The organism is Corallococcus sp. AB030 (genome assembly GCF_003668965.1).
Lineage (GTDB): Bacteria > Myxococcota > Myxococcia > Myxococcales > Myxococcaceae > Corallococcus > Corallococcus exiguus.
The window spans coordinates 103,517-129,233 of sequence record NZ_RAWQ01000001.1; the positions used below are offsets into that span (position 1 = coordinate 103,517).

At 68.2% G+C, this 25,717-nt stretch carries 21 protein-coding genes; 11 read left to right on the forward strand and 10 right to left on the reverse strand.

From position 1 onward, the window contains the following. Positions 1-146: 146 nt before the first annotated feature. Complete coding sequence (gene phbB / locus D7Y15_RS00445) at positions 147-872, forward strand: acetoacetyl-CoA reductase (RefSeq protein WP_121751347.1); 726 nt, start codon at positions 147-149, stop codon at positions 870-872. 12 nt (positions 873-884) lie between these two features. Beyond that, positions 885-2,702 carry an alpha/beta hydrolase gene (locus D7Y15_RS00450; RefSeq protein WP_121751348.1) on the forward strand — a complete coding sequence of 606 codons (1,818 nt, stop codon included), beginning with the start codon at positions 885-887 and terminating at the stop codon, positions 2,700-2,702. 52 nt (positions 2,703-2,754) lie between these two features. On the opposite strand, the gene D7Y15_RS00455 is transcribed toward D7Y15_RS00450, so the two are convergent. Continuing rightward, positions 2,755-3,288, reverse strand: a complete 534-nt coding sequence (locus D7Y15_RS00455) for an RNA polymerase sigma factor (RefSeq protein ID WP_158620752.1) — start codon at positions 3,286-3,288, stop codon at positions 2,755-2,757. Between the two features lie 164 nt (positions 3,289-3,452). Here D7Y15_RS00455 and D7Y15_RS00460 point away from each other — a divergent pair, with 164 nt between their 5' ends. Continuing rightward, positions 3,453-4,739 carry an SET domain-containing histone-lysine N-methyltransferase gene (locus tag D7Y15_RS00460; RefSeq protein ID WP_158628968.1) on the forward strand — a complete coding sequence of 429 codons (1,287 nt, stop codon included), beginning with the start codon at positions 3,453-3,455 and terminating at the stop codon, positions 4,737-4,739. Positions 4,740-4,774: 35 nt separating this feature from the next. Beyond that, a complete protein-coding gene (locus D7Y15_RS00465; protein ID WP_199745864.1) occupies positions 4,775-5,734 on the forward strand; it encodes an NmrA/HSCARG family protein in 960 nt (319 codons plus the stop codon). A gap of 48 nt (positions 5,735-5,782) precedes the next feature. On the opposite strand, the gene D7Y15_RS00470 is transcribed toward D7Y15_RS00465, so the two are convergent. The 6 genes from D7Y15_RS00470 to D7Y15_RS00500 form a co-directional block, all read right to left on the reverse strand. Beyond that, positions 5,783-6,286, reverse strand: a complete 504-nt coding sequence (locus D7Y15_RS00470) for a hypothetical protein (protein ID WP_121760384.1) — start codon at positions 6,284-6,286, stop codon at positions 5,783-5,785. A 595-nt stretch (positions 6,287-6,881) separates the two neighbouring features. Continuing rightward, positions 6,882-7,283, reverse strand: coding sequence for a hypothetical protein (locus D7Y15_RS44545; protein ID WP_158628969.1), 402 nt, complete (start codon positions 7,281-7,283; stop codon positions 6,882-6,884). An 84-nt stretch (positions 7,284-7,367) separates the two neighbouring features. After that, a complete protein-coding gene (locus D7Y15_RS00485; protein WP_121751353.1) occupies positions 7,368-8,177 on the reverse strand; it encodes a class I SAM-dependent methyltransferase in 810 nt (269 codons plus the stop codon). 58 nt (positions 8,178-8,235) lie between these two features. Then, positions 8,236-8,793 (reverse strand): hypothetical protein, encoded by a 558-nt coding sequence (locus D7Y15_RS00490; RefSeq protein ID WP_120578726.1) that lies wholly within the window; start codon positions 8,791-8,793, stop codon positions 8,236-8,238. A gap of 221 nt (positions 8,794-9,014) precedes the next feature. Beyond that, a complete protein-coding gene (locus D7Y15_RS00495) occupies positions 9,015-9,785 on the reverse strand; it encodes a hypothetical protein (RefSeq protein ID WP_120578727.1) in 771 nt (256 codons plus the stop codon). A gap of 234 nt (positions 9,786-10,019) precedes the next feature. Beyond that, positions 10,020-10,502 carry a hypothetical protein gene (locus D7Y15_RS00500; protein ID WP_121751354.1) on the reverse strand — a complete coding sequence of 161 codons (483 nt, stop codon included), beginning with the start codon at positions 10,500-10,502 and terminating at the stop codon, positions 10,020-10,022. A gap of 123 nt (positions 10,503-10,625) precedes the next feature. Between D7Y15_RS00500 and D7Y15_RS00505 the strand changes: the two genes are divergently transcribed. The 6 genes from D7Y15_RS00505 to D7Y15_RS00530 all read left to right on the forward strand — a co-directional run bounded on the left by D7Y15_RS00505 (position 10,626) and on the right by D7Y15_RS00530 (position 22,578). Further along, positions 10,626-12,239 (forward strand): LVIVD repeat-containing protein, encoded by a 1,614-nt coding sequence (locus D7Y15_RS00505; protein WP_121751355.1) that lies wholly within the window; start codon positions 10,626-10,628, stop codon positions 12,237-12,239. A gap of 257 nt (positions 12,240-12,496) precedes the next feature. After that, complete coding sequence (locus D7Y15_RS00510) at positions 12,497-13,915, forward strand: hypothetical protein (RefSeq protein ID WP_199733850.1); 1,419 nt, start codon at positions 12,497-12,499, stop codon at positions 13,913-13,915. 185 nt (positions 13,916-14,100) lie between these two features. Then, positions 14,101-18,255 carry an MG2 domain-containing protein gene (locus D7Y15_RS00515; protein ID WP_121751356.1) on the forward strand — a complete coding sequence of 1,385 codons (4,155 nt, stop codon included), beginning with the start codon at positions 14,101-14,103 and terminating at the stop codon, positions 18,253-18,255. Positions 18,256-18,297: 42 nt separating this feature from the next. Beyond that, positions 18,298-20,127 (forward strand): hypothetical protein, encoded by a 1,830-nt coding sequence (locus D7Y15_RS00520; protein ID WP_148712662.1) that lies wholly within the window; start codon positions 18,298-18,300, stop codon positions 20,125-20,127. Between the two features lie 57 nt (positions 20,128-20,184). After that, positions 20,185-21,477 carry a hypothetical protein gene (locus tag D7Y15_RS00525; protein WP_121751358.1) on the forward strand — a complete coding sequence of 431 codons (1,293 nt, stop codon included), beginning with the start codon at positions 20,185-20,187 and terminating at the stop codon, positions 21,475-21,477. Between the two features lie 66 nt (positions 21,478-21,543). Beyond that, entirely contained in the window at positions 21,544-22,578 is a 1,035-nt protein-coding gene (locus tag D7Y15_RS00530; RefSeq protein WP_121751359.1) for a hypothetical protein, read from the forward strand. On the opposite strand, the gene D7Y15_RS00535 is transcribed toward D7Y15_RS00530, so the two are convergent. From D7Y15_RS00535 to D7Y15_RS00545, 3 genes are all read right to left on the reverse strand, one after another. After that, positions 22,579-23,088, reverse strand: coding sequence for a GNAT family N-acetyltransferase (locus D7Y15_RS00535; RefSeq protein WP_120578733.1), 510 nt, complete (start codon positions 23,086-23,088; stop codon positions 22,579-22,581). After that, entirely contained in the window at positions 23,085-24,074 is a 990-nt protein-coding gene (locus D7Y15_RS00540) for an alpha/beta hydrolase (protein ID WP_120578734.1), read from the reverse strand. Before D7Y15_RS00540 ends, D7Y15_RS00535 begins: the two co-directional genes overlap by 4 nt. A gap of 102 nt (positions 24,075-24,176) precedes the next feature. Next, positions 24,177-24,974: an endonuclease/exonuclease/phosphatase family protein gene (locus tag D7Y15_RS00545; RefSeq protein ID WP_120578735.1), complete on the reverse strand. Its 798-nt coding sequence runs from the start codon at positions 24,972-24,974 to the stop codon at positions 24,177-24,179. A 154-nt stretch (positions 24,975-25,128) separates the two neighbouring features. Between D7Y15_RS00545 and D7Y15_RS00550 the strand changes: the two genes are divergently transcribed. Further along, on the forward strand, positions 25,129-25,674 hold the full coding sequence (locus D7Y15_RS00550) for a hypothetical protein (protein ID WP_121751360.1): 546 nt from the start codon (positions 25,129-25,131) through the stop codon (positions 25,672-25,674). The last annotated feature ends 43 nt before the right edge of the window (positions 25,675-25,717 follow it).

Here is a 25,717-nt window from a genome sequence, read left to right on the forward strand (position 1 = left end):
TCCCAGTCCCCCGCTCCCCGAGGCAGCGCTCCAGGGACGGCCGCGGCCACGCGGTTGTGAATCCACGCCGGCCTCCGAGGTCATGAATTTCACACCCGGCGGGCGTCCGCGTCCTTCAGGCGCAACTTTCAACCCTGGAGACAGACATGAGTGGACGCGTGGCAGTGGTGACAGGAGGAACGCGCGGCATTGGCGCGGCGAGCGCCGACGCCCTGCGGCAGCAGGGTTACCGCGTGGCGGTCACCTATTATGCGAATGAGCAGGCGGCGCAGACCTTCACGGGGCGCACCGGCATCCCGGCGTTCCGCTTCGACGCCGCCAACACCGCCCAGTGTGTCGCGGGCGTGAAGAAGATCGTCGAAGCGCTGGGTCCCATCGAGGTGCTGGTGAACAACGCCGGCATCACCCGGGACGCCATGCTGCACAAGATGACGTCCGAGCAGTGGAACGAGGTCATCCAGACGAACCTCACCTCGTGCTTCAACCTGTGCAACGTCGTGGTGGGCCCGATGCGCGAGCGTGGCTTCGGCCGCATCATCAACATCGGGTCCATCAACGGGCAGACGGGCCAGCTGGGACAGACGGCCTACGCGGCGGCCAAGGCGGGCATGCATGGCTTCACCGTGGCGCTGGCGCGCGAGGGCGCCGCCCGCGGCGTCACCGCCAACCTCATCGCGCCGGGCTACATCGACACGGACCTGGTGCGCACCGTGCCTCCGGAGGAACTGGTGCGCATTCGCACGCGCATCCCCGTGGGCCGCCTGGGGCGCGCCGACGAAATCGCCCGCGCCGTGACGTTCCTCGCCTCCGACAAGGCCGGCTTCATCACCGGCTCCACGCTCACCATCAATGGTGGGCAGCACATGTACTGAAGGAGGCCGCGAATGAACGCATCCCTGGAGCCCATGCGGCGCGCCTTCCTGGAAGTCCTCCTCCGGCTGGCGATGGACCCCCAGCGGATGCTCGCGGCGGGAATCGACCTGTGGGGACGCTCCCTGCGCGGGGGCGTCCCACCGGAGCCCGCCCCTTCCGCGCCGGACCGCCGCTTCCGAGACCCGGCGTGGAGGGAGCAGCCCTTCTTCGACGGCCTGCGCCGCGCGTACCTCACCGGCGCGGACTGGCTGGAGCACCTGGTGGCCCAAGCGCCGGGCGTGGACAAGCACACGGCGCACCAGGCGCGCTTCTACGCGCGCCAGCTCACCGACGCGCTGTCTCCGTCCAACTTCCCCGCGCTCAACCCAGAGGTGCTCCGCGCCGCGCGCGAGTCCCACGGCATGAGCCTGATCAAGGGACTGGAGGCGCTGTGCGAGGACCTGGCGCGGGGCCAGGGCCAGTTGGCGACGCGCATGACGGACCGGCGGACGTTCCGGCTGGGGGAGAACCTGGCCACCACGCCGGGCGACGTGGTCCATGAGGAGCGCCTGTTCCAGCTCATCCAGTACCGGCCCACTACGCCCACCGTCTACCGCCAGCCGCTGCTGGTGGTGCCGCCGTGGATCAACAAGTTCTACATCCTGGACCTGCGCCCGGAGAACTCGTTCGTCCGCTGGGCAGTGGACCGCGGGTACACGGTGTTCCTCATCTCCTGGGTGAACCCCGACGAAACGCACGCGGACGTGGATTGGGAGGACTACCTCGTGCACGGACTGATTGCCGCGCTGGAGGCCGTCTGCCGCGCCACCGGCGAGGAGCGGGTCTCCACGCTGGGCTACTGCATCGGAGGAACGCTGCTGGCGTCGGGGCTCGCGTGGCTCGCCGCCCAGAATGATTCGCTCATCGCCAGCGCGACGCTGCTCACCACTCAGGTGGACTTCAGCGAACCGGGGGACCTGGGGGCCTTCATCGACGCGCCGCGGTTGGAGCGGCTGGAGGCCCACATGCGCGAGCGCGGCTATCTGGAGGGGCTGGAGATGATGACCACCTTCAACCTGCTCCGAGCGAAGGACCTGGTCTGGCCTTTCGTGGTGAACAACTACCTGCTCGGCCGGGAGCCGGCCCCCAGTGACTTCCTCGCGTGGAGCACCGACCCCACGCGCATGCCCGCGCGCGCGCACGCGACGTACCTGCGGGAGCTGTACCTGCACAACCGCCTGGTCCAGCCGGGCGCGCTGTCGCTCGCTGGCGTCCCCCTGGACCTGGGCCGCGTGAAGACGCCCCTCTACGTGCAAGCCTGCCGGGAGGACCACATCGCGCCCTTCCGCTCGGTGTACCGGGGAGCGAGGAACTACCGGGGTCCCGTGCGGTTCGTGCTCGCGGGCTCGGGCCATGTCGCCGGCGTCATCAACCCGCCGTCCGCGAACCGGTATCACTATTGGGTCCCGAAGCCCCGTCCGGGTGCGTCACCTGGAAACGCGCCTGCGTCCATCCCAAACGCGGATGTATTTGCGTCGCATTCAAACGCAGTCGCGTCACTCCAGGACGCGGATGAGATTGCGCTCCGCGGCAAGACGGATGTGATTGCGTCGACACCGGACGCATCGGCGTCCTTCATGGACGCGGATGGAATTGCGTCGCACGCGGACGCCGATGCGTGGCTTCAGGACGCAAGAGAACACCCAGGGTCCTGGTGGACGGACTGGGAGTATTGGCAATCCGAGCGTTCGGGAGAACGCGTCCCAGCCCGGATCCCCGGCGAGGGAGGGCTTCGCGTCATTGAAGCGGCTCCGGGGCGCTACGTGCGCTCGCGCATTCTCCCGGAATGAGTCGCGCGAGCCGTGCTCCGCCGGCCTGCCCGGACGGAGCACGGACTTGCGCTCAGCGGGGGCACGGCTCTTGCGAAAGGGTGGTCCGAAGGATTCCGTACGCGAGCTGGATGCGCTTTCTCACGTTGCAACTGGTCAACCGGAGCTGTTCAGCAATGTCGGCATAGGACATGTCCTGGAGGTAGCGCATCACCAGGGGCACCCTCAGATTGGGGGGCAGCGCCTCGATGCATTCCCGGACCGCCGCGGCGCTCTCGCGCTGGAGCAGGCCCGCGTCGGGCAGCTGCTCCTGGGACTGAGGCTCCGCGGACTCCAGGTCTTCCATCCACTCCTCGGTGTCGCCCCAGCGCTGGCGCTCGCGGTGGATGTCCATGCAGACGTTGTGGAGGATGCGTCCCAGCCACGCCCTCGGGTTGAGGATCTTCCCGGGCGACACGTAGTTCTGGTGGGCCCGGAGCATCGCGGTGTCCACCGCGTCCTCCGCGTCCACCACGTTCCCGCCCATCAGCCGCAGCGCCTGCTGCAACAACGGCTCCTTGTGCTGCTCCCATACACGCCAGAAAGAGGGATTGGTGTTTTCGCTCACGGTTTCCAGGGCTCCAAAAGTGCATCTGGAAACGGAGCAGCGAGATGTCTGTGAACAACCCTTGATCATCTCCAAAAAGGGCAGCCCGGAAATCCACGGGAAATCACAAGCCGTAGCGACCAGCGTCTTCCTGGCGTTCACCCCCCGAACGCATGGCGGAGCCAATGAGCGCGCGACAGGAAGCGGAGCAGGACACCCTCGAGGAAGCGAACCCCCTGAAGGAACACCTCGCACTCCAGTGGAGCAGGCAGGCGGGCGCGAGCTTCCCGAAGTTGTGGGTGGGTCATCTGGAGGGCGACGAGCGTGGCGTCTTCGCCAAGGTGCCCATCGCGGCGGGAGAAGAGGTGCTGCGGGTGCCGCGCGCGTGCCTGGTGACGCTGGACGTCGCGAGAGCGTCGGACATCGGCCGGCTCATCGACGCGCACGCACCGGACACGAGCGAGGAGTGCTACCTGGCGGCATTCCTGCTCCAGGAGAAGGAGCGCGAGGACTCGGCCTGGAAGCCGTACCTGGACGTGCTGCCCCAGTCCTTCCCGCACCTGCCGCTGTTCTTCGACGCGCAGGAGCTGTCGCTGCTCCAGGGCTCCTCCGCGCTGCGCGAGGTGGCGCGGTGGAAGGAGATGCTGCTCGCTCGCTACGCCATGCTGGCGCAGCGGGTGCCGGGCTTCGAGCGCTTCACGCCCGACGCGTACCTCTGGGCGCAGCACGTGTTGATCAGCCGCAGCTTCGGCCTGACGGTGGCGGGCAAGCTCACGCGGTGCTTCGTGCCGGTGGCGGACATGCTCAACCACCGGGCCTCGCCGCGCCTGGTGTGGGGCAACACGGAGGACGGTGAGGCCTTCGTGCTGGTGGCGCACGAGCCCGTGGCCGCGCGCGAGGAATTGCACATCAGCTATGGCAGCAAGTCCAGCTGCCGGTTCCTGCTGAGCTACGGCTTCGTGCCGGAGGACAACCCGGACGACACGCTGGTGCTCTACCTGGGCGTGCCCGAGGACGCGGTGGAGGCGGAAGGAAAGCGGGAGCTGCTCGCGCTGGCGACTCCGCCGTCGCGGCGCCGCTTCGAGGTGCCGCTGCACTACGGGCATGCCTCCACGGTGGCGATGTTCTCCTTCCTGCGCGTGGCGTGCGCGAACGCGCGGGAGCTGGCCCGGCTCGCCGAGGAGGCCCGCGAGGAGCAGGGCCTGGGCGAAGTGCCACCGCTGAGCGCGGAGACGGAGGAGCGCGTCTTCCGCTACCTCCACGACGCGTGCGAGGCACGGCTCGCGGGCTTCGAGACGACGCTGGAGGAGGACGAGCAATTGCTCCAGGAGGCGGACCTGTCGCGCAACACGCGAAACTGCCTGCTCTTGCGGCGCGGTGAGAAGCGGCTGCTGCGGGCCTACGCGGGCCTGGCGCTCGCCTTCCTCCCCGCGCTGAGCCCCAGCCTGCCCGGCCCCGTCGTGGGCGGATGAGCCGGCTTCATTCCCAGACTTCAGGACGACAGGACATGACCATGGACAAGAAGATCATCGCGGTGGTGGGAGCAACGGGCGAAGAGGGAGGCGGCCTCGCGCGCGCCATCCTCGCGGACACGCAGAGCGGCTTCACGGTGCGCGCGCTCACGCGCAAGCCAGGCTCGGAGCTGGCGCGCCGGCTGGCGAAGCTGGGCGCGGAGGTCGTCGCGGCGGACGTGAGCGACGCGAAGAGCCTGAAGGCCGCGTTCACCGGAGCGCACGGCGCCTTCTGCGTCACCAGCTATTGGGAGAAGCCCGACCCGGAGCGCGAGCTGGCACAGGCGCGGACGATGGCGCACGCCGCGAAGGAGGCGGGGGTGGCGCACGTCATCTGGTCCACCCAGGAAGACACCCGGCGCCTCATCCCTCCGGAAGACACGCGGATGCCCATGCTCAAGAGGCACTACCGCGTGCCGCAGTTCGACGTGAAGGGCGCGAGCGATGCGTACTTCAGCGGCCTGGACCTGCCGGTGACGTTCGTGCGCACCTCGTTCTCGTGGGAGAACCTGCTGTCGTTCGGATTGGGAGGAAAGCGCAACGCCGACGGCACGTTCGACTTCGTGCTGCCCACGGAGGACCAGAAGCTGCCCGGCATCGCCACGGAGGACGTGGGCGGATGCGTCCACACCCTCTTCCAGCGCGGGCCGGAGGCATGGGCGGGCCGGACGGTGGGGCTGGCCAGCGAGCACCTGACGGGCCAGGAGATCGCCCAGACGCTGCAGCAGGTGCTGGGACAGGAGGTGCGCTTCCACTCCATGGAGCCGGAGGTCTACCGGACGTTCAACTTCCCCGGCGCGTCGGAGCTCGCGAACATGTTCCAGTTCATGCGGGACTTTTCAGAGGAGTACTGCGCCGCCCGGGACCCCGAGTTCACGCGTGAGCTGAATCCCCAGGTGCAGTCGCTGGCCCGGTGGATCGAACGCAACAAGGCCCGCTTCGTGCGCGCGGCGTGAAGGGCGCCAGGCCCTGCCTCCCGGTCCACGGAAGGCAGGGCCTGTTTTTCAGACTGAGATCTCCCGGCCTCCCCCACCCACCCCGGGAGGAGGCGGCGGAGGCCCCTTGTCCCAGCCATCCTTCCAGAAGAGCCCCATCGCGCCCTGGCAGCTGAGGAAGAACAGCGCGGGGGTGACGATCTTCTTGGGCAGGTACTTCACAAGCCCCTTGCCGAGGACCCAGCTGAACGCCGAGCCGCCGATGAACTGCCCCACCTGCTGCTGTCCCCAGTCGAGGGTGTTCTGCTGAGCCTCGGGAGGCAGTGCTTTCCAGAGGGTCGCGACGGTCGCCGGATCGACCTTCAGCCCCGCGGCGTACCGGAGCCCCGCCCGGATCGCCCGGGCCGTGAGCAGGTTGTGGTACTGGATCACCTGCTGCTGCTGCGGACCCTGCAGGCCCAGCTGCCCGAGCGTGCGAAGCCCACCGACGAACAGCTGGGGAGGCTTGCTCGCGAGGCCGTAGTAGATGCCCCAGAAGAAGGGATACTGCTTCTGCTTGTCGTCGCCGCTCACGGTCATCGCTCCTTGGATGTGGGAGATTCCTCCCACGAAGAAGACGGTGAAGCCGTTCGCGCGTGAAGCCCGGACCGCCCGCACACCGGCTCAATGCCGGCTGAAAATCCGGTGGAGCCGGTACCTGGCTTTCATTGCCTGCGTGTCGCCACAGACCGGGCACCGGAAATGGGCTGCGTGGGGACTGGGCTTCGGAGCCGCCGCGGGATGAGCCAATGCCACCCCCGGCAGTGCCCCACGTGCCGTGGTGGCCTCCCTCCAGGCCAGGTCGCTGACAATCTGATCCGACAGCCTCTCCGTCGTTCCAAGCTGGACGGAGCCCATGTTGCCCGCGGTCTGACCTTGAAAGAGGGCGCGGCCCACCTCCGCGTTGCGCATCGCCTGACTCTCGGCTCCTGCAACCTGCGTCGCTCACCACCCCCTCCCGTGGCGACGCCGCGGACCGCCGTGAGGCGGTTGTTGAGCGCGGCGGTTGGACCGTTGGTCCAGGTGTATTGGATGGGATAGGTCGCGGGAACGGGCGTGAATGGCATCGAACCTCCAGCAGGACGGGGGCGGCGGATGCGGCGCCGAAGTATAGGCGAGAATGGACAAATCATCCCCGCCGGAGCAGGTCGGCTCGCATCGCTTCCACCGCGTCCTTGGCTTCCTTCAGGCCCACGCCGTGCTGGTCGCGGTAGAGCTTGATGGCCTGGATGAGGTTGTTGCTTCGAACGGCGCGCTCGATGGCGTCATTCACTTCCGGGCCGGACAACCCACTGGGTTCCAGGGACTCCATGCGCGCCCGGCCATCGCGCATCGCCTCCACTGCGTCCTTCGCTTCTTTCAGGCCGCAGCCATGAAGCTGCCGGTAGAGCTTGATGGCGTTGATCATCTGCCCGGACTCGATCAACTCCGCGAGGCTCTGCTGCCCCTCCTGCGGGGACAGCGGAGTGGGCGGCTCCGCTGGCTGCTCACGATGGGAGGAGCGCAACCAGAAGCCGATCAGGGCTCCCATGACCACTGCGATCAACAACAACACCAGGAATGACGGGGACATCCCCCGAGCATACAGACGCAGTGGACTTCCAGGGGCCCCAGCCTACCCGGGCACTCTCGCCCAGGCTCCGAAGGCCAGCTCCCCGATGTAGGTCGCACCCGCCTTCACGCGCTCCTCCGTGAGCCGCTGCTCGAGCGTGTCCACATCGAGCTCCGCCTCCGTCGCGACTCCGTGCTTCACGATTCGGGGAATCATCGCGCGGACGATGGCGCCCGTGGGATGCGCCTGGGTCGGCGTCTGCACGACGGCCACCGCCCGGACCTGTTCGACCGTGAGTCCCGCCTGCGTGAAGACCGACGCCAGGTCGAAGCCCATGTGGACGTTCGCGCCTTCGCGCTCCACCGTGCGCCAGATCCACTCACGCACCTGCGCGTGAAGCGGCAAGGGCCTGAGGCTCACCGGGCCCACCGTCGAGTCGTGCTCCTGGAAGACCACCAGCCCCCCGGGCTTCACGGCCCTCGCGAGACTCCGCACGGCGTCGACGGCGTCCGCCTGGTACATGAGCACCCGCCGCCCCACGACCGCGTCGAACAGGCCCTGCTCCTTCGGAAGCGCATGGAGGTCTCCCTCCACGAACGTGACGTTCGACAGGCCCTGCTCCCGAGCCCTCACGCGCGCCTGTTCAATCGCTCCGGAGTCGCGGTCCACGCCCACGACCTGCCCCTGCGTGCCCACCTGGCTCGCGGCCATGAAGGTCACGTCGCCCCTTCCACAGCCGACATCGCGCACCCGCATTCCCGCCCGGAGTCCCGCGTCCGCCAGCAGCCTCTCCGTCATCGTCGCCACGTTGTCCATGCAACCGACGGTAGTCAGCCCGCACCGCCCCCGGAAGAGCGCGGCTTCGGATGGCATCGGCGAATCTTTCGATCCGTGGGCCGACACCACCGGAGTCACCCGTGCACACCGAGCATCACTGCGGATACGAGTCCTTCGCGCGCTCCTTGCGCTCCTGCTCCATGCGCCGCTGCTCGTTCAGCTGGCGTTCCATCTCACTCGCGCCCCCGCGTCGCTCACGAAGCCTCTCGGGGTAGCTCGCGACGATGAGGGGGGCGAAGTGCTCGAGGGCCTCCTTGAGGTCGGGGAAGGGAACCTCCTTCTTCTCGACCAGGATCTCCCATGGCTCCGTCATGGAGCCACGGGTCATCTCGAAGCCGACTCCCCTGGATGCCCAGGTCGTCGGGACGTCGATGACGACGCTGATGTACTCACCCCGCGTGCACGGCTGGATGAAGACCGAGTCCGGGTGCTTGCGATGGCCTCGTTTGTCACGCAGTCGGTAGGAGAGCGAACAGGCCTCGAGCGGCCGGAGCTGCTCCTGGACCTGGGCCAGCTCAGGGAGTCCGCCCACGTCCGAGGTCGTCAGGAAGCCCCCCTCCTTGAGGCCGATGCTCACCACGCCCACGCCAATGCCAAGGGCGACCGTGGCACTGATGATGACGAATACCTTCGTGCTGGAGTGCTTGTTCACAGGCCGATGCTATATCCCAGCCTGCCCGTCAAAAGCGCAATACAACTGCAATAGCACCCCGAGCCCCGCGACATCCCGCGGAACATCCGGGTCTTCGCCCGGGGAGGCGGGAACGCGCGCTTCCCTCCGGCGGACATCACGCGGACGGATGCCGGCCTGCTGCGCGTCCTCCAGCAGCCTGCACCGGGGCGCCGCACGAAATTGAAGGGACCCCACCGCGGTCACTCCCCCTCCAGGTCGATTTTGCAACATGAGAAACAGCAGTTAACAATCCTGCCCGGCCTGGGCGCCGCACCTTGAGGGGCGACCACACGCTGCCCTACCACCCGGTTGAAACTCAACGGCCCATTGCCTGTAAGTACCTGAGCCGGCTGATTGAACCTCATCGCTGTTTGAAGGGCATTCCACCGGATCAGGTTGACCACCACACTCTGTGGACCGTACTGGGTCGAATACACGTAACGGACCCCAGCCAGATTCATCTGGTTGAGGCCTTGCTGGATCAACTGCGCAAGGAACCAGTTCAGTGATTGAGCACTGGGCACATAATGCCCGGAGTTGTTGTCGACGGAGGTCAAGAACCCCTGGGCGTTCGTCGAGAAGCAACCGACAGCCATCGCCTGGCCTCCTGCCAGCATGCTGCTGTGCTTCTTCCTCGTGGCCGCGCCCACGCCCCTCGCCCCTTCGTCCTGCGTGACAAGGACCCGGCCGTCCATTCCAACCGCGAAAAGCCCATTGTAATTGAGGAACTCCCGGGTACTGCTCCAGATGTGGCGATCCCTGGCGCGGACGATCTTTCCCCCCACGATCTCCACCTCGGCGTGGGCTTGCCGATCGGCATCGTAGTAGCGGACGTTGTTTCGAAAGATCCCCATCTGGTCCAGCCGTGAGAGGGCTTGATCCACCGTGAACGACGGATGGTCATGGCTGGCACCGCCAGGAATGGCCAGGTCAAACAGGTTCCGCGCAGCAACGTTGAGACGCATCGGCATGGAAGACTCCCCCTCTGCAACACCCCCCCTCGAAACCAGGATATCGGGTGTTCGTGGACTTCCAGCCTGAGGCAGCAACCCAGACATTGCAAGAAGATCAAAACATGATGGAGACACTGGAAAGGCAACCCCAACCCATCCAGTCTCGTAGCCCAGGGTGACGATGAAACCCTGTCGGTCAAGTCTGGACGCAGGATGGCGAGCTTGAAGCCATCCTGCGTCCGGATTGCGTTCTCAGGGCTCGCTGAAGCCGCCGCGCACCCACGCGTTGGCGGCATCCCGGGTGAACTTGAAGTTCACCGGCACGCGATGCTTCGCGACGGTCGCGCCAGCGTCGTCGATGGCCGAGAGCAGCGCGTGGGGTTCGTACTCATCGGCCACCATCTCAAGCCGGACCTCGTACCAGCGGCCCTCCCAGGCGATGGAGAGCTTCTTGGTCATGGCCTGCTCGTGCTGTCGCGCGGAGCGATCCAGGACCTCCGAGGCCGTCTTCACGAAGGTCGCGAACGCCGGCGCATCAAAGGGCTTGGGATTCTTCTTGTCGCGGCCCATCACCCACGGGCTGATGAGTACGGGCTCGGGGATCCCCTGCTTGCGGATCTCCACGGCCCAGCCGTCGTCGTCCTCGTTCTTGATGACCTTGGCCGTCCAGCCGTTCTTCCGCCAGAACGTGGGCTCCATCACTTCGGGTTCGGCGGGCGTCTGCTCGTTGCTCATGGCATTGCTCATACTCCCCCGGGTGACACCTCGCCAGGACACAATCCTGGAACCGGAATGCATCACGGCGGCGGCGCGGGGCTCCTATCCATTCAGAGAACAACGCTGCAAGGGAGCCCATCGATGACCTTTCTTCCTCGTGGTCTGGGGGTGCGGCTGCTTGCCTGCTCCCTGGTGCTGACGGCCTGCGCTGAAACCCGGGGGACACCGGATGCCGGCCCGCCCCCTGTCGTGGCCTGGGATGGCACCTCCACCCCCATCGAAGAGAAGAGCGATTGGATTGACCGCGGTGTCTTCGCTCCTTGCGAGTTCACCCCGCCACTGGGAACCGAGATCGACTGCGACACCCCGGCCCTCTTCAACCTGTCGCAATGCAACCCGAGCGCGCTCCGCACGGCGTCACGGCACGGCATCTACCAGACCGAGCTGCGACCGGACACCGGCGAGTACCCTTGGGGCGGAGCTGGCCTCCTGCTTCCGGAAGGGGGCGGCACGGGAACCTCGAACTTCGATCGCTTCACCCGGCAGCAGTTCGATGACCAGGGCATGCTCCTCACGAGCGTCTTCACCACGACCCGGGGCGTGGCCATCAAGACCGCGCTGGCGGGCTGTGACGTGCCCCAGCCCCACCACATCACCGGCTGCTATGCGGTCTGCACCAACGGCGTGCTCACGGAGAAGGGGACGTTCGACGCGGACCGCCTGGTCTTGAGCCGCGGTGAGGCCGAGTCCTCCGGGGGCCTGAACCTCGTCTCCGAGTCCGTCGTCGGGATTGGCCATCCGGTGGATGTCTACGTCACGAAGAACCATGCCTACGTGGTGTCCATCCAGCTCAAGCCGGACATGCCCTCGGGAGGCCTGACGGTCTTCGACGTCAGCGACCGCAACCACCCCGTGTTGAAGAAGGTCATCTCCCTGCCGGGCGACGGGTACTGGAACGCCGCGTGGGCCAAGGACGACGTCCTCTACGTCGCCACCAAGGCTTCCGGCGTCATCCTGTATGACATTTCAAACCCGGGGGATCCGACCTACCTCCGCAGCGTGCCCAGCGGCGCGCCCCCGAATGTCCACACCCTGTTCGTGGATGGCAACCGGCTCTACGCCATGGCGCTGCGGCCCGCGCAGACGCTCATCTTCGACATCACGTCCCCGCGAGACCCCGTCCTGCTCAACCGCGTCGTCTTCTCGTCCGAGGAGTTCGTCACCAGCTATCCGCACGACTCCTTCGCCTACGAGGGCCGCCTCTACATCAACCACACGGACATCGGCTTCCTGGTCACCGACCCGAGCGACCCGATGCAGGTCAAGGAGCTGGGCAAGTACCACTACAACCGGCAGTACAGCCATGCCAGCGCGGTGGGGACCTTCGCGGGCCGCACCATCGCGTTCGAGGGCAGTGAGCAGGAGGGCGCGCACCTTCGCGTGCTGGATGTCACCGACCCGGCGAACATCCAGCTCATCGGCGAGCACCGGCTGCGTCCCACCACCTCCATCCACAACATGATCCTGAAGGGCACGAAGCTGTACGTCGCCTGGTACCAGGAAGGCGTGCGCGTGTTCGACGTGGCCAACCCCACGCTCCCCAAGGAGATTGCCTGGTTCAACGCCTACCGTGAGACCGACCCGAAGCGGCTGGGCGTCGTCTACGAGGGCGTCATGGGGATGCGCGTCCCGGGCGACGGGTTTGTCTACGCGGTGGACACCTCGCGCGGGCTGCTCATCTTCAACGAGCCCTGAGCGCGCGAGAAGTGAGAGGGAGGAGCCTGCGCTCCTGAGACGATCGGGTCCCCTGGCCGTCGCATTCTGCTCACGCGGAAAGGACGTGCGGACACTGAACGTCCAGCGGGCCAGGGCCTAGATCCACGGCGCAGTCGAGGAAGCAAGGCAGGCGTCCCCTGCCCTCTTCCGTACACGGTCGGCACGCCGCCCGAAGGAGGATCGAAGTGCAAGCTCCCCACATTGTCTCTCCATTCATGCACGTGCGCAGACGCGCCATGGGTGCCATCGCATGGCTCGCGCTGGTCACCCCATGGATTCCGCTTCAGGCTCACGCGGAGCAACCGCCGCCGCCGTGCCATCCCAACCCGAATGCCAACGCGGATGTCGCCACTGTGGCCAAACGTGGGGACATCGTCGCGCTGCCCACGCCGCTGAAGGATCGGATCCTCCGGCTCGCAAGCCGGCCGCACACCTTCCTCCCCATGCAAGCCTATGCGGAGGCGGACACGCCGAGCCAACTCTTCCAGTACTACCTGCTGGATACCAATGGCTTCGAGCGCAACGTCTTCGTCAGCATCATTCCCGGCGTCAATGACACCGCGATGTTGACGGCCACGGGCGGCAACTGCGGTCTTCCTACCATCGCGTCGGTACGGCTCGTCGTCGAGCCGAAGCCCGGGCTTCCCACCGACCCGAACAACGTCCGTGCCTTCATCGACGTCTTCACGGACATCTCCGGGCTCTTCGTCATCAACAACGAGAGCGGGTGGTACGAAGGCTGGATGATCCACGACCTGGTCGTCCCGCCGGTCGCGCCCCCGCGTCCTGACGGGCGTGCCCAGTTCGGCACGATGACCGCCGCCGATGCGGCGATGCTGGCGAAGATCGGCCACCACAACAACGTCCCCGGGAATCTCTTCACGACGGATGGGAAGGGCGTCCGGTTCCCGAGCGAGAACGATCGCTTCCCGTGGATTCAGAGCAACGTCGTTCCCATCCAGCTCAGCATGGGGGCGTACAACGCCCTGCAGCAACTGGATGTCCACAACTACTGGGAGTTCAACTACACCACGAACTGGGTCCACCCGCTCTACGAGCTGCCGTTCACCGGTGGCTTCCCCGACAAGATTGGGGCGCCTCCTGACGCCTTCGAGGACGGTGAGATTGGCTTGCTGAAGTCAATCGTCCCCGGCTCGGGGCCCCTGGGCGTGAAGAACTTTCCGCAAGAGTATGGAGACAGCCCGTATCGTCCCCGCGATCCGGACCTCTTCGACGCGGAGATCGACTCCCAGCGTGAGTTCCGCCAGCGATTCATCCCGAGCGGGCTCGCCAACGAAATCTTCCTGGATGTCTATGTCCGGCTGGCGTCGTTCATGCCCTGGGAGAAGAACCTGAACCGCCGCCTCTTCCAGGCCTATGCCCGGGAAGTCGCGCGGGTCGACATGAATGGTGACGGCGTCGTCTCGGCCGCCGAGGGCGACGTCGACTCCTCCTCGGATGGCTTCGCGGACAACTCGCGGTTGTTCATCCCCGCCACGGCGTTCAATCGCTTCGCGGTGACTCGCGAGATCAACGATGGCTATCTCGCACCTCGCTTCGCCCCCAGTCAGCGCGCCTGGCTGCTGACGGGCGGGCGCCAGGAGGTCAGTCCCACGGTAGACGCCTCCGCGGGGCGAGACGGCGACGACCGCTGAAGGACCCGGAGGGGTCTCGGTTCCGTGGCACTCCTCGCTGAGCGCCGCGGAACCGGGACAAGGCCACGAACTCCGTGCGCTTGCACCGCCGCATCAGCGCCTCGCAGGAGCGGCGGCACGGAGTCCTCCAGGACCTCCTGGGGGAGGGCTAGAACTTCTGGCGTGCCTGGCCGTTGAATGCCGCCATGGCCCACTTCGTCCCGTTTGCCCTGCGCGCGCTCCTGCCGCTGGGAGTCGCAGCCGTCTTCGTGACGTTATCGCCCCAGGTCCTCGCGGCCCGGGCGACCTCACGCTCCCTGGGGGGCGAAAACCGCTACCTGACCCATGTCACCACCGACAAGCCGCTCTACCGCCCCGGGGAGCAGGTGCTGGTGCGGGGCCTGGTGCTGGACGCCCTGAACCGCAAGCCGTACGCGGGCTCACTCCATGCGCAGGTGGAGGTGCGCGGGCCCAAGGGGGACGTCGTCACCACCAGCACGGCTTCCACGGCGGACTCCGTCTGGGGCTACGCCTGGCCCATCCCCGCTGGACAGGCCGGCGGCGAGTACACCCTGCGCGTCACCTATCCGTGGACGGGCGCGGCCCCCGCGGAGCGGAAGTTCGACGTGCGCGCCTACCGGGCCCCCCGGCTCAAGTCCCAGATTGAGTTCCTCCGGGACGGCTACGGGCCGGGCGACACCGTCACCGCCACGCTGGACGTGAAGCGCGCGGAGGGCGGCGTGCCCGCGGGCGCGAAGGTGACGGCCAACGCGCTCGTGGATGGCGCCAACGTGGCGCAGGTGCCGTGCACGGTGGACGCGAAGGGGCGCTGCACGGTGAGCTTCCCGCTGCCCGCCGCCATGGAGCGCGGCGAGGGCACGCTGGCCTTCACCATCCAGGACGGCGGCGTGGTGGAGTCCGCCGCGAAGACGATCCCCATCCTCCTCCAGACGCTGGACCTGGCCATGTACCCGGAGGGCGGCGACCTGGTGGCGGGGCTCGCCTCGCGCGTCTACTTCGAGGCGCGCACGCCCGCGCGCAAGCCGGCGGACCTGATGGGCCGGATCGTGGAGGTAGAGAGCGGCAAGGTCGTCGCCCGCGTGAGCTCCGAGCACGAGGGCCGTGGCCGCTTCGAGCTGACCCCGCAGGCGGGGGTGCGGTACGCGCTGCGCATCGACTCGCCTTCAGGCATCCGGAAGAGCTTCCCGTTGCCGGAGGTGAAGCCGAGGGGCGCCGTCATCCGCGTGCGCGACGACGTGGTTCCCGCGGGCAAGCTGGTGCAGCTCGTCGTGGGCCTGACCAACGTCGGCCGCGCGACGGTGACGCTGAGCCAGCGCGAGGTGCGCGTCGCCTCCGCGGTGCTGGACGACGTGAAGGGCGGGCCGGTGACGTTGAACCCCGGCGAGGCGGACGGCGTGCTCGTCGCCACGGTGTGGGACCACGACGGGCGGCCCCTCGCGGAGCGGCTGGTGTTCCGCCAGCCCTCGAAGGAGCTGTCGGTGGAGCTGAAGGCGGACCGCACGCGCTACGTGCCCGGTGGCCCCGTGCAGCTCACGGCCCGGACGACGCGCGGCGGTCAGCCGGTCTCCGCGCTGGTGATGCTCACCGTGACGGATGACGCGGTGCTGGAGCTCCAGGAGAAGCGCGACCAGGCGCCGCAGCTCCCGGTCATGGTGCTGCTGGAGCCGGAGGTGAAGGAGCTGGCCGACGCGCAGCTCTACCTCGACGCGAAGAATCCGAAGTCCAGGCTGGCGGTGGACCTGCTGCTGGGGACGCAGGGCTGGCGGCGCTTCGCGCTGACCGACACGAAGGCCTTCCTCGCCCGGCACGGTGACGCGGCGATGCGCGTGCTCGCGGTGCGCTGGCCGCCGGAGCCCGTCCGCAAGCCCCGGCCGTCCGCCATCGCCAAGGCCGGACGCGGCGCCGCCGTGGGGGGAATGCTGCGAATGGAAAAGCCCCTGATGGACCAGAACGTCGAGGACGAGGACGACGCCTTCGCCGGCGCGGCCGAGGGCGCGGCCATCCCCCAGATGGTCCCCGTCGCCGCGGCGGCTCCGCCTCCCATGCCCCCGGCGGATGCGCCCGCGGAAGTGGAGGCACCGGCCCCCGTGCTCCAGGCGGCGAAGGAGGAAGAGGCGCCAATGGAGCGCAGGAGGAGCCTTCGCGCGAAGCGGGACTTCAACGCCGACGACAAGCAGGTCATCCAGGGGCAGCTGATCTACCTCCGCGAGTTCGCGCACACCGCGCGGCCCAACCGCAAGTCGGGAGACCGGGTCGACTTCGCGGAGACGCTCTACTGGAACGCCGGGGTGCGCACGGATGCCCGCACCGGCGAGGCGCGGGTGTCCTTCGCGATGAGCGACTCGGTGACGACGTTCAAGGCGTTCGCGGGAGCCGTGGGCGGTGACGGCGCGCTCGGTTCGGCGGTGGCGGAGCTGGAGTCCGTGCAGCCGTTCTACGCGGAGCCCAAGCTGCCGCTGGAGGTGACGTCGGGAGACGTGGTGCGGCTGCCGGTGGCGCTGGTGAACGGGACGGAGGCGCGGCTTTCGGGCGCGGGGGTGAAGGTGGAGCTGAAGGGAGACGTGAAGGTCTCCGGCGGCCCCACGCTGGACCTCGCCTCGCAGGCGCGCGGCCGGCAGCTCTTCTCCCTGGAGATTGGCCAGGAAGCAAAGCCGGTGGACGTGAAGCTCACGGCGAGCGCGGGCGAGTACACGGACGTCGTCACCCGCACGCTGTCCATCAAGCCCCGGGGCTTCCCGGGACGCGTGTCCTACGGCGGGCTGGTGTCCGCGAAGGCACCGGCGGTGCACCCGGTGGTGCTGCCCAGGAGCCTGGTTCCCGGCACCGTGCGGACGTCCATCGCCGTGTACCCGGGCCCGCTGGCCAACATGACGGAGTCGCTGGCCCGCCTCATCCAGGAGCCCTCCGGCTGCTTCGAGCAGACCAGCTCCACGACGTACCCCATGACGATGGCGCAGCAGTATTTCCAGACGCACACCGGCGTGAACCCGGAGCTGGTGGCGAGCGCGAAAGAGAAGCTGGAGCGCGGCTACCAGCGGCTGGTGGGCTACGAGACGTCCGAGAAGGGCTACGAGTGGTTCGGGCAGAACCCCGGCCATGAGGCGCTGACCGCGTTCGGCCTGCTGCACTTCACGGACATGCGCCAGGTGCGCGACGTGGACACCGCGATGATGGAGCGCACGCGCGAGTGGCTGCTCCAGCAGCGGGACGGCCAGGGCGGCTTCAATCGCAAGCGCCGCGCGCTGCACGTGTGGGTGGAGGACCCGGACACGTCGAACGCGTACATCGTCTGGACGCTGCTGGAGAGCGCGGGCCAGCCGGCCTCGCAGGCGAAGGAGCTGTCGCGCGAGGTGGCCTCGGTGAAGGCCGCCGCGGCGAAGAGCACCAACAGCTACGTGGTGGCCCTGGCGGCCAACGTGCTGGCGCTCGCCGGTGACACCGCCGAGGCCCGGAAGCTGATGGGCCGGCTCGCCTCCGCTCAGGGGAAGGAAGGCGTGGTGGACGGCGCGACGCAGTCCATCGTGGGCAGCATGGGCGAGACGCTGAACATCGAGACCACCGCGCTGGCGACGCTGGCGTGGATGCGCGACCCCGCCTACGTGGGCAACGTGGAGCGCGCGATGAAGTTCCTCGCGGAGTCCAGCGACGGTGGCCGCTACGGCGCGACGCAGAGCACGGTGCTCGCGCTGCGCGCCATCATCGCCTACGACAAGGCGCGCGCGTCCAAGCTCACCCCGGGGCTGGTGCGCGTCTACGTGGATGGCCGTCCGGTGGGCGAGCCGGTGCGCTTCGACGGCTCCTCCCAGGAAGCCCTCAAGCTGCCCGACGTGAGCGCGCTGCTGGGTACGGGCGAGCGCCGAGTGGAGCTGCGGATGGAGGGAGGCGCGGAGCTGCCGTACTCGGTGGAGGTCACCTACAACATGCTGACGCCGGACAGCTCCAAGGACACGGCGCTGACGCTGGAGGTGGCGCTGGCGAAGACGGCCCTCACCGAGGGTGAGCCCACGGAGGCGCGGGTGGTGGTGGCCAACCGCACGGGCCAGAAGCTGCCCACGGCGGTGGCCATCTTCGGCGTGCCGGGCGGACTGGAAGTGCGCCACGACCAGCTCAAGGAGCTGGTGAAGCGGCAGGTGGTGGATGCGTACGAGGTGCTCGGGCGCGACGTCGTCCTGTACTGGCGTGGCATGGAGCCGAACAAGCGCATCGACGTGCCACTGTCCCTGGTGGCCGCGGTGCCCGGCACCTACACGGGCCCGTCCAGCCGCGCGTACCTGTACTACGCGGACGAGCACAAGGTGTGGAGCGAGGGCGTGAAGGTCTCCATCGCACCGAAGCCGTAGCCGGACCGAATCGACCGGGCCTCCGACCAGGGACCGGTGGGCATGACGTATAGGCAGGTACACCCGTACCTGCTCCCGTCCATGACCCACCGGCCCCAGCCCTCCCGTCCTCCCCAGTGCCGGCGAGCCCTCTTCGTCGCGCTCGCCCTCATCCTCCCGCTCACCACCGCTTGTGGTGACGAGGAGCCCATCCAGAAGCCCGGCCCCGTCGAACCCCAGGCCGATGCGGGCGGTCAGGATGCGTCCACCGTGACGACTCCCGACGCCTCGTGTGCCGGCGCCGCCTGTGATGCGGGGGTCATCGTCGAATCCCCCGACGCGGGCCCCGCGGATGGCGGTGTAACGGATGCCGGCACGGCGGATGCCGGCGCTCCGGATGCCGGCCCGGACGTGCCCCTGCCCCTGCCTGTCGACCTGAGCGCCCCGTCCGAGCTGCTCGTGCGCGGCGACGACTTCGCGGTCTTGCGCGTCGGCGTCGAGCGGCACGAGGGCTTCACCGGTCCCGTCACCCTTTCCATCCGTGGCCTGCCCTCCGAGTTCTTCGTGGCCGACCGGAATGTGTCGGAGGGCACGAGCGCGGCGGCGCTGGTCGTGAGTGTGTCCGGGCGCGTCGGGCCGGGGACCCGCCTTGACGCCACGCTGGTGGCCACCGCGGAGGGCCGGTCCACCTCGCGTCCGTTGCGGATGCTGGTCGCGGGCCCCTCCTTCACGCTGGACCCCACCTTCCCCGTGGTGCCCCTGGGCTGGGCGGATGGGTCGCGGTTCGTCGACGTGTCGCCGGACGGCAAGCTGCTCACGGCCTATCCCATCGCCAACGCCTCCTCGCCGAGCGCCCAGGGCTACGTCCTCGAGCGCCATCATGCGGACGGCATCCCGGACCTGACGTTCGGGATGCTCGGGTCGGTGACGCACCCGCGTCCGGCGATGTCACGCATGCTCGCGTTCAAGGCCCTGCCCACGGGAGGCAGCCTCGTGGCGGGCGCCGCCGCCGACTGCCACGACGGCGACAACGCGCCCCCCTGCACCTTCCTCGTCTCGCGCCACCTCGCCACGGGCATGCTCGATACGAGCTTCGGGGACGAGGGCGTCGTTTCGACGCGGTTCAATGCCGCGCCCCGCTCCCTGGTGAAGCTCCTCGCGGACGAGGCGGGCCGGGTGTCGGTGGCCCTGACGTACTACGACCCGACCCAAAGCAGACCCTACATCTACGCCGTGCAGCGGTGGGAGGCGGATGGCAGGCCCGTCGCGGGATTCGGGACGGAGGGGCGGGCAACGTCCGCGCTCCCGGCCTATGAACAGCGCTTCGACCAGCTCCGAGAGGCCCTCCAGTGGAAGGACGGCACCATCGTCATCGCCGTCACGCTCTTCGACAGTGGCAGCCCGGGCAACCACGGACTGGGGTTCGTCCGCATGGACGGAAAGACCGGGCAGGCCGGGTGGTCGGTGGAAAACAGCCCCAATCTCCATCGGAGCGTCGCCACGGACGGGCACGGCCGGTTCGTCTCGCTCCTCAACACGTATGCCCCCGGTTATGACCTCCTCGTGCAGTGGTACAACGAGGCCGGCACGCGCATCTACTTCGGCACGGGAAGCACCACGATGCCGCCGCGCCAGCTCGCCATCGGCTCGGCCAATGAGCTGTTCTTCGATGACGTGGGCACGCCCTACACGGAGGGACAGATTGAGGGGGGTGGAGGGCTGGCGGTGGTGCGCTTCACCCGGCACGGGGCGGTGGACCCGGGGTTTGGCACCAACGGTCTCGTCCGGTTGGACGCCCGGCTGAACTCCGTGTCTGGCTTCATCCGTGAGCCCAATGGCTGTCTGCTCGCGCAGACGGTGCCGGAGCCGGGGCTGGTCCGCTTCTGGCCGTGACGCGCCAGCCGCTCTCCACGATAGAACGAGGGCTTCTTCCCTCGCCGCACCCTTGAGATGACCCAGCCCGACACCTCCGTCATGGCCCTGCTGGCCCGCGTCTACGACTCCCGCAACAGCCACTTCGATGCGGAGGGCCGCTACAGCCATCGGATCCCCTCCACCTTCACGGAGGCGGAGCATCAGCAACTGAGGGACACCGGGCTGGTGCCCAATGTCTTCATCCAGTGGGGACATGACGAGGTCATCACCCGGTTGCGCCAGTCCGCCGCGGCGGTCGACCTGCGCCCCGCGGCGGATGCGTTCGTGGCCTCGATGGGGTCCGCCGACCTCGCCTGGTTGACCGTGCTGCCCGCCGCTGTCCTCGGGCGCGCCATGCCGGTCCACGCCGAGGACCCCATGGGCGGCGGCAGCTGCCGTGTCTGCTTCTTCAAGGCGGACGTCATCGACACCACCCAGGCCGCGTACTTCCGTCACCTGGAGGGCGCGGGCTGGGGTGACGCCCAACCGGCCGACGGCGTCCTCGCACTGAACGCCGCCATCGCCAGTCCACCGTCCGCCTGGCCGAAGCCCACGCCGCGAGACGTCTGGGTGTTCCACCAGGTGCTCGACCTGCTGCGCGGCCTTCCCTCCACGGCACGCTACAGCCAGGCGCGCACCGCGCTCCACAAGGCCGGACTCCTGAGCGCCAGCCGTCCCTCGCGCTGCGGGACCGTGCTGGAAGCGCTCGCGTTCATCGGCATCCTGCAGACGCCCGAGCACCCGGGCCTGATGACCCGCTTCACGACCGCCATCGAGCGCGACCAGCGCCCATCGGTCCGCGTGGAGGTGCCAGCACCGCTGGCGTGGTGGTCGGCGAAGGAGGGCCTCCAGGAGACGCTGGTGGCCACGCTGTTCGGCCATCTCGAGCGACCGAAGGCGGAGCCCACCCCGCCACCACCAGCGCCTACCGCGCGCCGCAAGACGGCCAGCCCGGCCGGCGCCCGGCCCAAGTCCATCCCCGGCCCGCCAGCCCCGGGCAGCGTGTATGCCATTCGCTTCCGCGAGGACCTGTGGGGTGCCGCCTATTGCCATGAGGTGCGCACCGACGGCCGGGGCCGGATGGAGTTCCTCGACCTGCTCTCCCCCACTCCGCCCACGGCGGACCAGCTGACAGTCATCGGCTTCCGGGACCGCCTGAATGGCGAGCGCTGGCAGACCTGGTGCAGCGGTCTCGACAAGACTCCTGGGGTCAAACGCATCGCGATGGATGTCCCCGCCCCCGCGCACGGCCAGCCCGTGCCGGAGCGCATCCCCCACGGCGGCGCCCGCGACCTGCAGCACCTGGCCGGGTGGAACTTCAGATTCTGAGCGCGTTTCCCGCGCAACTTCCGCGCGCGGCCCGGGTTCATGAGGGCTTTCCTGGAGGAAGTCCCCATGAAGCGAAGCGGAACGACGCAGTTCACCTGGGCGTGCGCGCTGTGGGCCCTGGGCACCGCCGGCTGTGGAAGCCCGGAGGACACGCTCGACTCCAGTGATGGCGTGACCTGGGGAACGTCCCAGGCGGCCCTCACCGTGCACGAGCAGGCCGCGCTGGATACGGCCAACAACGCGGCGGGCTGCAAACCGCTCGGGAACTTCTACTGGGAGATTGGCAACGGGTCCGGGCTGCTCTACGGCCTCACGAAGGGCAGCGGCGTCACGGCCACGACGGTGATGCCCATCGCGTCCGCGAGCAAGTGGTTGTACGCAGGGGCCTACGTGCAGTCCAAGGGCTACGCGAACCTGACCTCGGACGACAAGAAGCGGCTCAACTTCACCAGCGGCTACATCGACGAGAACACCACCCTGTGTGACGCCGCCGGGACGACCGTCTCCGCGTGCTACGGACCGTCCTTCAAGGACGTCACCTATCGCCCGCTCCAGAACGGCCGCTTCTTCTACAACGGCGGGCACATGCAGAAGCTGGCCCTGGATGACATCGGTGCGCGCAAGGGCACCGGCCTGCTGAGCGTCATGGATTGGCTCAATCCCTTGCTGGGCACCACCTTCCCGGAGTCCGACAGCGACGTCGCCGTGGCGGGAGGTTTCTCCGGCAGCGCGGCGCAGTACCGCGTCTTCCTGCTGAAGATGATCAACAGTCAGTACGCGCTGTCCTCCAAGCTGACCGTGGACTCCGTCCCCGCCTGGTCGGGAGGCCCCAACGTGGCCTACACGCCGTGGTCCGCCGCGGGCGAGGCGTACTACGGGCTCGGACACTGGATCGAAGGAGAGACCGTCGGCAGCTCCTGGACCGTGACGGGCCACTCGTCGGCGGGGGCGTTCGGCTTCTACCCGTGGGTGAACGCGGCCAGGACCCGGTACATGGTCCTGGCTCGCAGCCGTCAGCTCGGCAACGAGGAGGGCGAGAAGTCACGCGCCTGTGCCCAGACCGTCCGCAAGGCGTACGAGACGGGCGTGGCACAACCGTGATCAGGGCATCCTGTCCTTGCGCATGAACACCCGCCGGCTCTCGTCGAGCCCCCGTGCAAGATGCTCGGCCCGGATGACCTCCAGGGCCGGCGTCAGGGTCTCGACGACCCGGAAGCCCAGCCGCGCGTAGTAGGGCGCGTTCCACGGCACGTCGCGGAAGGTGGAGAGCAACAGGGCGGGCCATGCCGGCTCGAGGGCCGAAATCAGCGCAGCGCCCAACCGCCGTCCGGCATGGGTCGGCAGAACGTCCAGTTGCTCGATGTAACCGCAACCCTCCACGGGTCGCGCCATCAGGAATGCGACCGGACGCCCATCCTCCCCTTCCGCGACGGTCAGCCCGCCCGTGGCGATGCGGGCCGCGAGCGTGGCCGAGTCGGTGGGTTCATCCTCCACCAGGGCCGCGAGGTCCGTGCCCAGGAAACGGCGCGCGGAGAGGCGCTCGATTTCGCGCACACGCGCGATCTCGTCGAGGCGGGCGGGGCGCAGGCGCGCAGAGGGATGCACACTCATGGGACAGGCAGTGTGCCCCCGCTCGCAACACCGCGGGCGAACATCCGTCCCAGCCACGCGTCGCGCGTCGAAATGCAGGCGCGCGCCACGTCAGACTGGGGGGCGATGTCGTAGAAGCCATGGAAGGCTCCGCCCCAGACGTGCAGTTCGCACTCGCCGCCGGCATCAAGGATGCCGCGCGCATATGCGACGGCTTCATCCCGGAACGTCTCCCCTGCCGCGACGTCGATGAAGGTCGGCGGCAGCCCCCGCAGGTCCGTGGCGCGCGCGGGCGCTGAATAGGGAGACACGTCCGGGCCCCCACAGCGCTCGCCCAGCACCGCGCGCCAGGCCGTCAGATTGCTGGTGCGGTCCCAGACTCCGACGCCGTCATACCGACGGGCGGATTCCGTCTCGTTGCGGTCATCCAGCATCGGGCATTGCAGCAGTTGACCCAACAGCTTCGGGCCGTGCCGATCCCGGGCCAGGAGCGTGGTTCCGGCCGCGAGCCCGCCACCGCCGCTCCCGCCGAAGATGACCAACTGCTTCGGATCAAACCGCAGCCGGTCGGCGTTCGCAGCCATCCAGAGCAGCCCGGCGTAACAGTCCTCCACCAGGGTCGGCGCCGGATGCTCGGGCGCCAGCCGGTACTCGACCGTCACGCAGACCGCGTCATGACGGAGCGCCCAGTCCACGAGCGGCTTCGCTCCCGCGAAGCGGGTCCCCATCACCATCCCGCCGCCATGGATGAAATAGACGGCAGGCCCCGGAACCGAGTGGCCCTGCCGGGCAATGACCGAGACCGTGATCTCTGCGCCCTGATAACCGGGGATGCTGTAATCGACGCAGTGGACCTTCGCGTCGCCAATCAGGTCCTCCCGGGCCACGCGGCTCAAGCCACGGAAGTGCTCCAGCTGCGCCAGCGTCATCTGCCGGGGCACATACCCCTCCAGCGCGGGCAGGAGGGCGGCCAGCTGTGGGTCGAACTCAATGGGGTGAGCGCTCATCCTCGAAGAGGATCAAGCCTCGACGCTCGCGTCAAACGATCTCTGCATCTGAACGCTGGGCCGAGAAGCAGAGGTTGCTCTTCTTGTTCACGAGGAGGCGCTTTACGCGTCGCTGAAGCGCGCTGTCACGGCGTGGTGGTCGGAGGCCGTGCCTACGTCCACCACTTGAGCCGCGAGCAGCCGCCAAGCCAACGTGGGCGAGGCGAAGACGAAGTCCGTGCGGAAGTCGATGACCTCCCCCTCGCGTTGGCGCCGGGCGGTAACCCACTGGGAATCGGCCGGCTTGAGTCGGAGTGTGTCCAGCCAGCCGAAGCCCTCCAGGTCGTCAATGACGTCGAAGCGTGGCGGGTGGCCATACTTGTCCACCCGCGCACGGCGGACGCGGTCGGCCAGGTCCACCGGATAGGGATCCGCGCGGGACAGGGAGTTGAGGTCCCCGGCCAGGATGAAGGCCCGCTCACCAAAGGCCGCGGGCTCGATGAGGGAGCGCAGATAGCGCGCCTCCACGAAGCGCAGGGACTCATGGTGGGAGTCGAAGTGGGCGGCGAAGAGGGTCAGCGGCTCCGCGCCCGTCTCCAGTTCACACTCAAGGAGGCAGTGGCCGATGAAATGGGCATTGGCGTGGGCGCGAACCGAGCGCAGGGGCAAGCGGCTCGCGACGGCCACGTGGTAGCGGCTGCCGCTGGGACGGGGACGCGCGCTGCCCAGTCTCACGTGGGCGTCGGTGGCGGGGAGGTTGAGCGCGGCGGCGACCTGACGGAGCCGCTCGCCGTCCTCCCAACCCAGGCACTCCTGCAGCACGAGCACGTCCGGGCGCTCACGGGCGATGAGGGCCAGGAGCAGCGGCATCCGCTCCTCGCCTCCCATCAGGGTGTTGAGCGTCATCACCTTCAGCGGCATGCCGGACAGACTACCTCCGCGGGCATCATGCGAATACGGCTCCGCCTGGGATACTCCGGAACGAGGTAGAACCGGACCACCCCGCCTCGACCCCAGACAGCGACACCTTCGAGCGGGAGTTCAGAGTCCCCGTTCCTCCTGGAGGTACACGCCGATGACCGCCGCACGTTGGAAGAACCCGGGCGCGATCGGACTCGGTGCGCTGCTGTCGGGCCTGCTCGCCGCGCCTTGGGTTTATGTCGTCGCCTTCAATGCGCTCTTCGCGTTTCCACCACCCTTCGCCTTGATGGTGGCCCCCCTGTTGCTCATAGCGACACTGGACCTCGGACTGGAGGCGTTCGCACGGCTCCATGGGTTCACGCGGCTCCGGCGACTGGGAGCGGCCCTGTCGGTAGGTAGTCTGCTCACGAGCCTCTGGGTCCTGTCGGGCTTCACGCTGATGACCGATTCCGAGCGGCTGGGATTGCTGTCGACTGTTTGGCTCGGGGCCTCACTGGCCTGCCTCATCATCTGGTTGGCGATCGGCGTTACTGGCCCCGCGGTGCTCCTCCATTCGCGCCTAGACTCGCCGATGAGACGGCGAGCCGCGCTGGCCGTGGCGTTACTGCTGTTCGGTGGCCTTTTCGCGCTTTGCCTTCACTACTTGTTGACGCCCGCGAGATTCATCGGGGGTCCGCCTTCGCCAGTTCCCATCGGATAAAGGACTCCGCGGGCCACCTCCCCTTCCGCCCGCTTCTCCATGA

Coding starts and splice junctions, on each gene's coding strand:
- phbB (WP_121751347.1), top strand. CDS start 147: ATGAGTGGACGCGTGGCAGTGGTGACAGGAGGAACGCGCGGCATTGGC.
- D7Y15_RS00500 (WP_121751354.1), bottom strand. CDS start 10,502: ATGAGCAACGAGCAGACGCCCGCCGAACCCGAAGTGATGGAGCCCACG.
- D7Y15_RS00485 (WP_121751353.1), bottom strand. CDS start 8,177: ATGCCATCCGAAGCCGCGCTCTTCCGGGGGCGGTGCGGGCTGACTACC.
- D7Y15_RS00465 (WP_199745864.1), top strand. CDS start 4,775: ATGACCATGGACAAGAAGATCATCGCGGTGGTGGGAGCAACGGGCGAA.
- D7Y15_RS00450 (WP_121751348.1), top strand. CDS start 885: ATGAACGCATCCCTGGAGCCCATGCGGCGCGCCTTCCTGGAAGTCCTC.
- D7Y15_RS00525 (WP_121751358.1), top strand. CDS start 20,185: ATGACCCAGCCCGACACCTCCGTCATGGCCCTGCTGGCCCGCGTCTAC.
- D7Y15_RS00530 (WP_121751359.1), top strand. CDS start 21,544: ATGAAGCGAAGCGGAACGACGCAGTTCACCTGGGCGTGCGCGCTGTGG.
- D7Y15_RS00520 (WP_148712662.1), top strand. CDS start 18,298: ATGACGTATAGGCAGGTACACCCGTACCTGCTCCCGTCCATGACCCAC.
- D7Y15_RS00505 (WP_121751355.1), top strand. CDS start 10,626: ATGACCTTTCTTCCTCGTGGTCTGGGGGTGCGGCTGCTTGCCTGCTCC.
- D7Y15_RS00535 (WP_120578733.1), bottom strand. CDS start 23,088: ATGAGTGTGCATCCCTCTGCGCGCCTGCGCCCCGCCCGCCTCGACGAG.
- D7Y15_RS00510 (WP_199733850.1), top strand. CDS start 12,497: ATGGGTGCCATCGCATGGCTCGCGCTGGTCACCCCATGGATTCCGCTT.
- D7Y15_RS00540 (WP_120578734.1), bottom strand. CDS start 24,074: ATGAGCGCTCACCCCATTGAGTTCGACCCACAGCTGGCCGCCCTCCTG.
- D7Y15_RS00545 (WP_120578735.1), bottom strand. CDS start 24,974: ATGCCGCTGAAGGTGATGACGCTCAACACCCTGATGGGAGGCGAGGAG.
- D7Y15_RS00515 (WP_121751356.1), top strand. CDS start 14,101: ATGGCCCACTTCGTCCCGTTTGCCCTGCGCGCGCTCCTGCCGCTGGGA.
- D7Y15_RS44545 (WP_158628969.1), bottom strand. CDS start 7,283: ATGGGAGCCCTGATCGGCTTCTGGTTGCGCTCCTCCCATCGTGAGCAG.
- D7Y15_RS00495 (WP_120578727.1), bottom strand. CDS start 9,785: ATGCCGATGCGTCTCAACGTTGCTGCGCGGAACCTGTTTGACCTGGCC.
- D7Y15_RS00460 (WP_158628968.1), top strand. CDS start 3,453: ATGAGCGCGCGACAGGAAGCGGAGCAGGACACCCTCGAGGAAGCGAAC.
- D7Y15_RS00550 (WP_121751360.1), top strand. CDS start 25,129: ATGACCGCCGCACGTTGGAAGAACCCGGGCGCGATCGGACTCGGTGCG.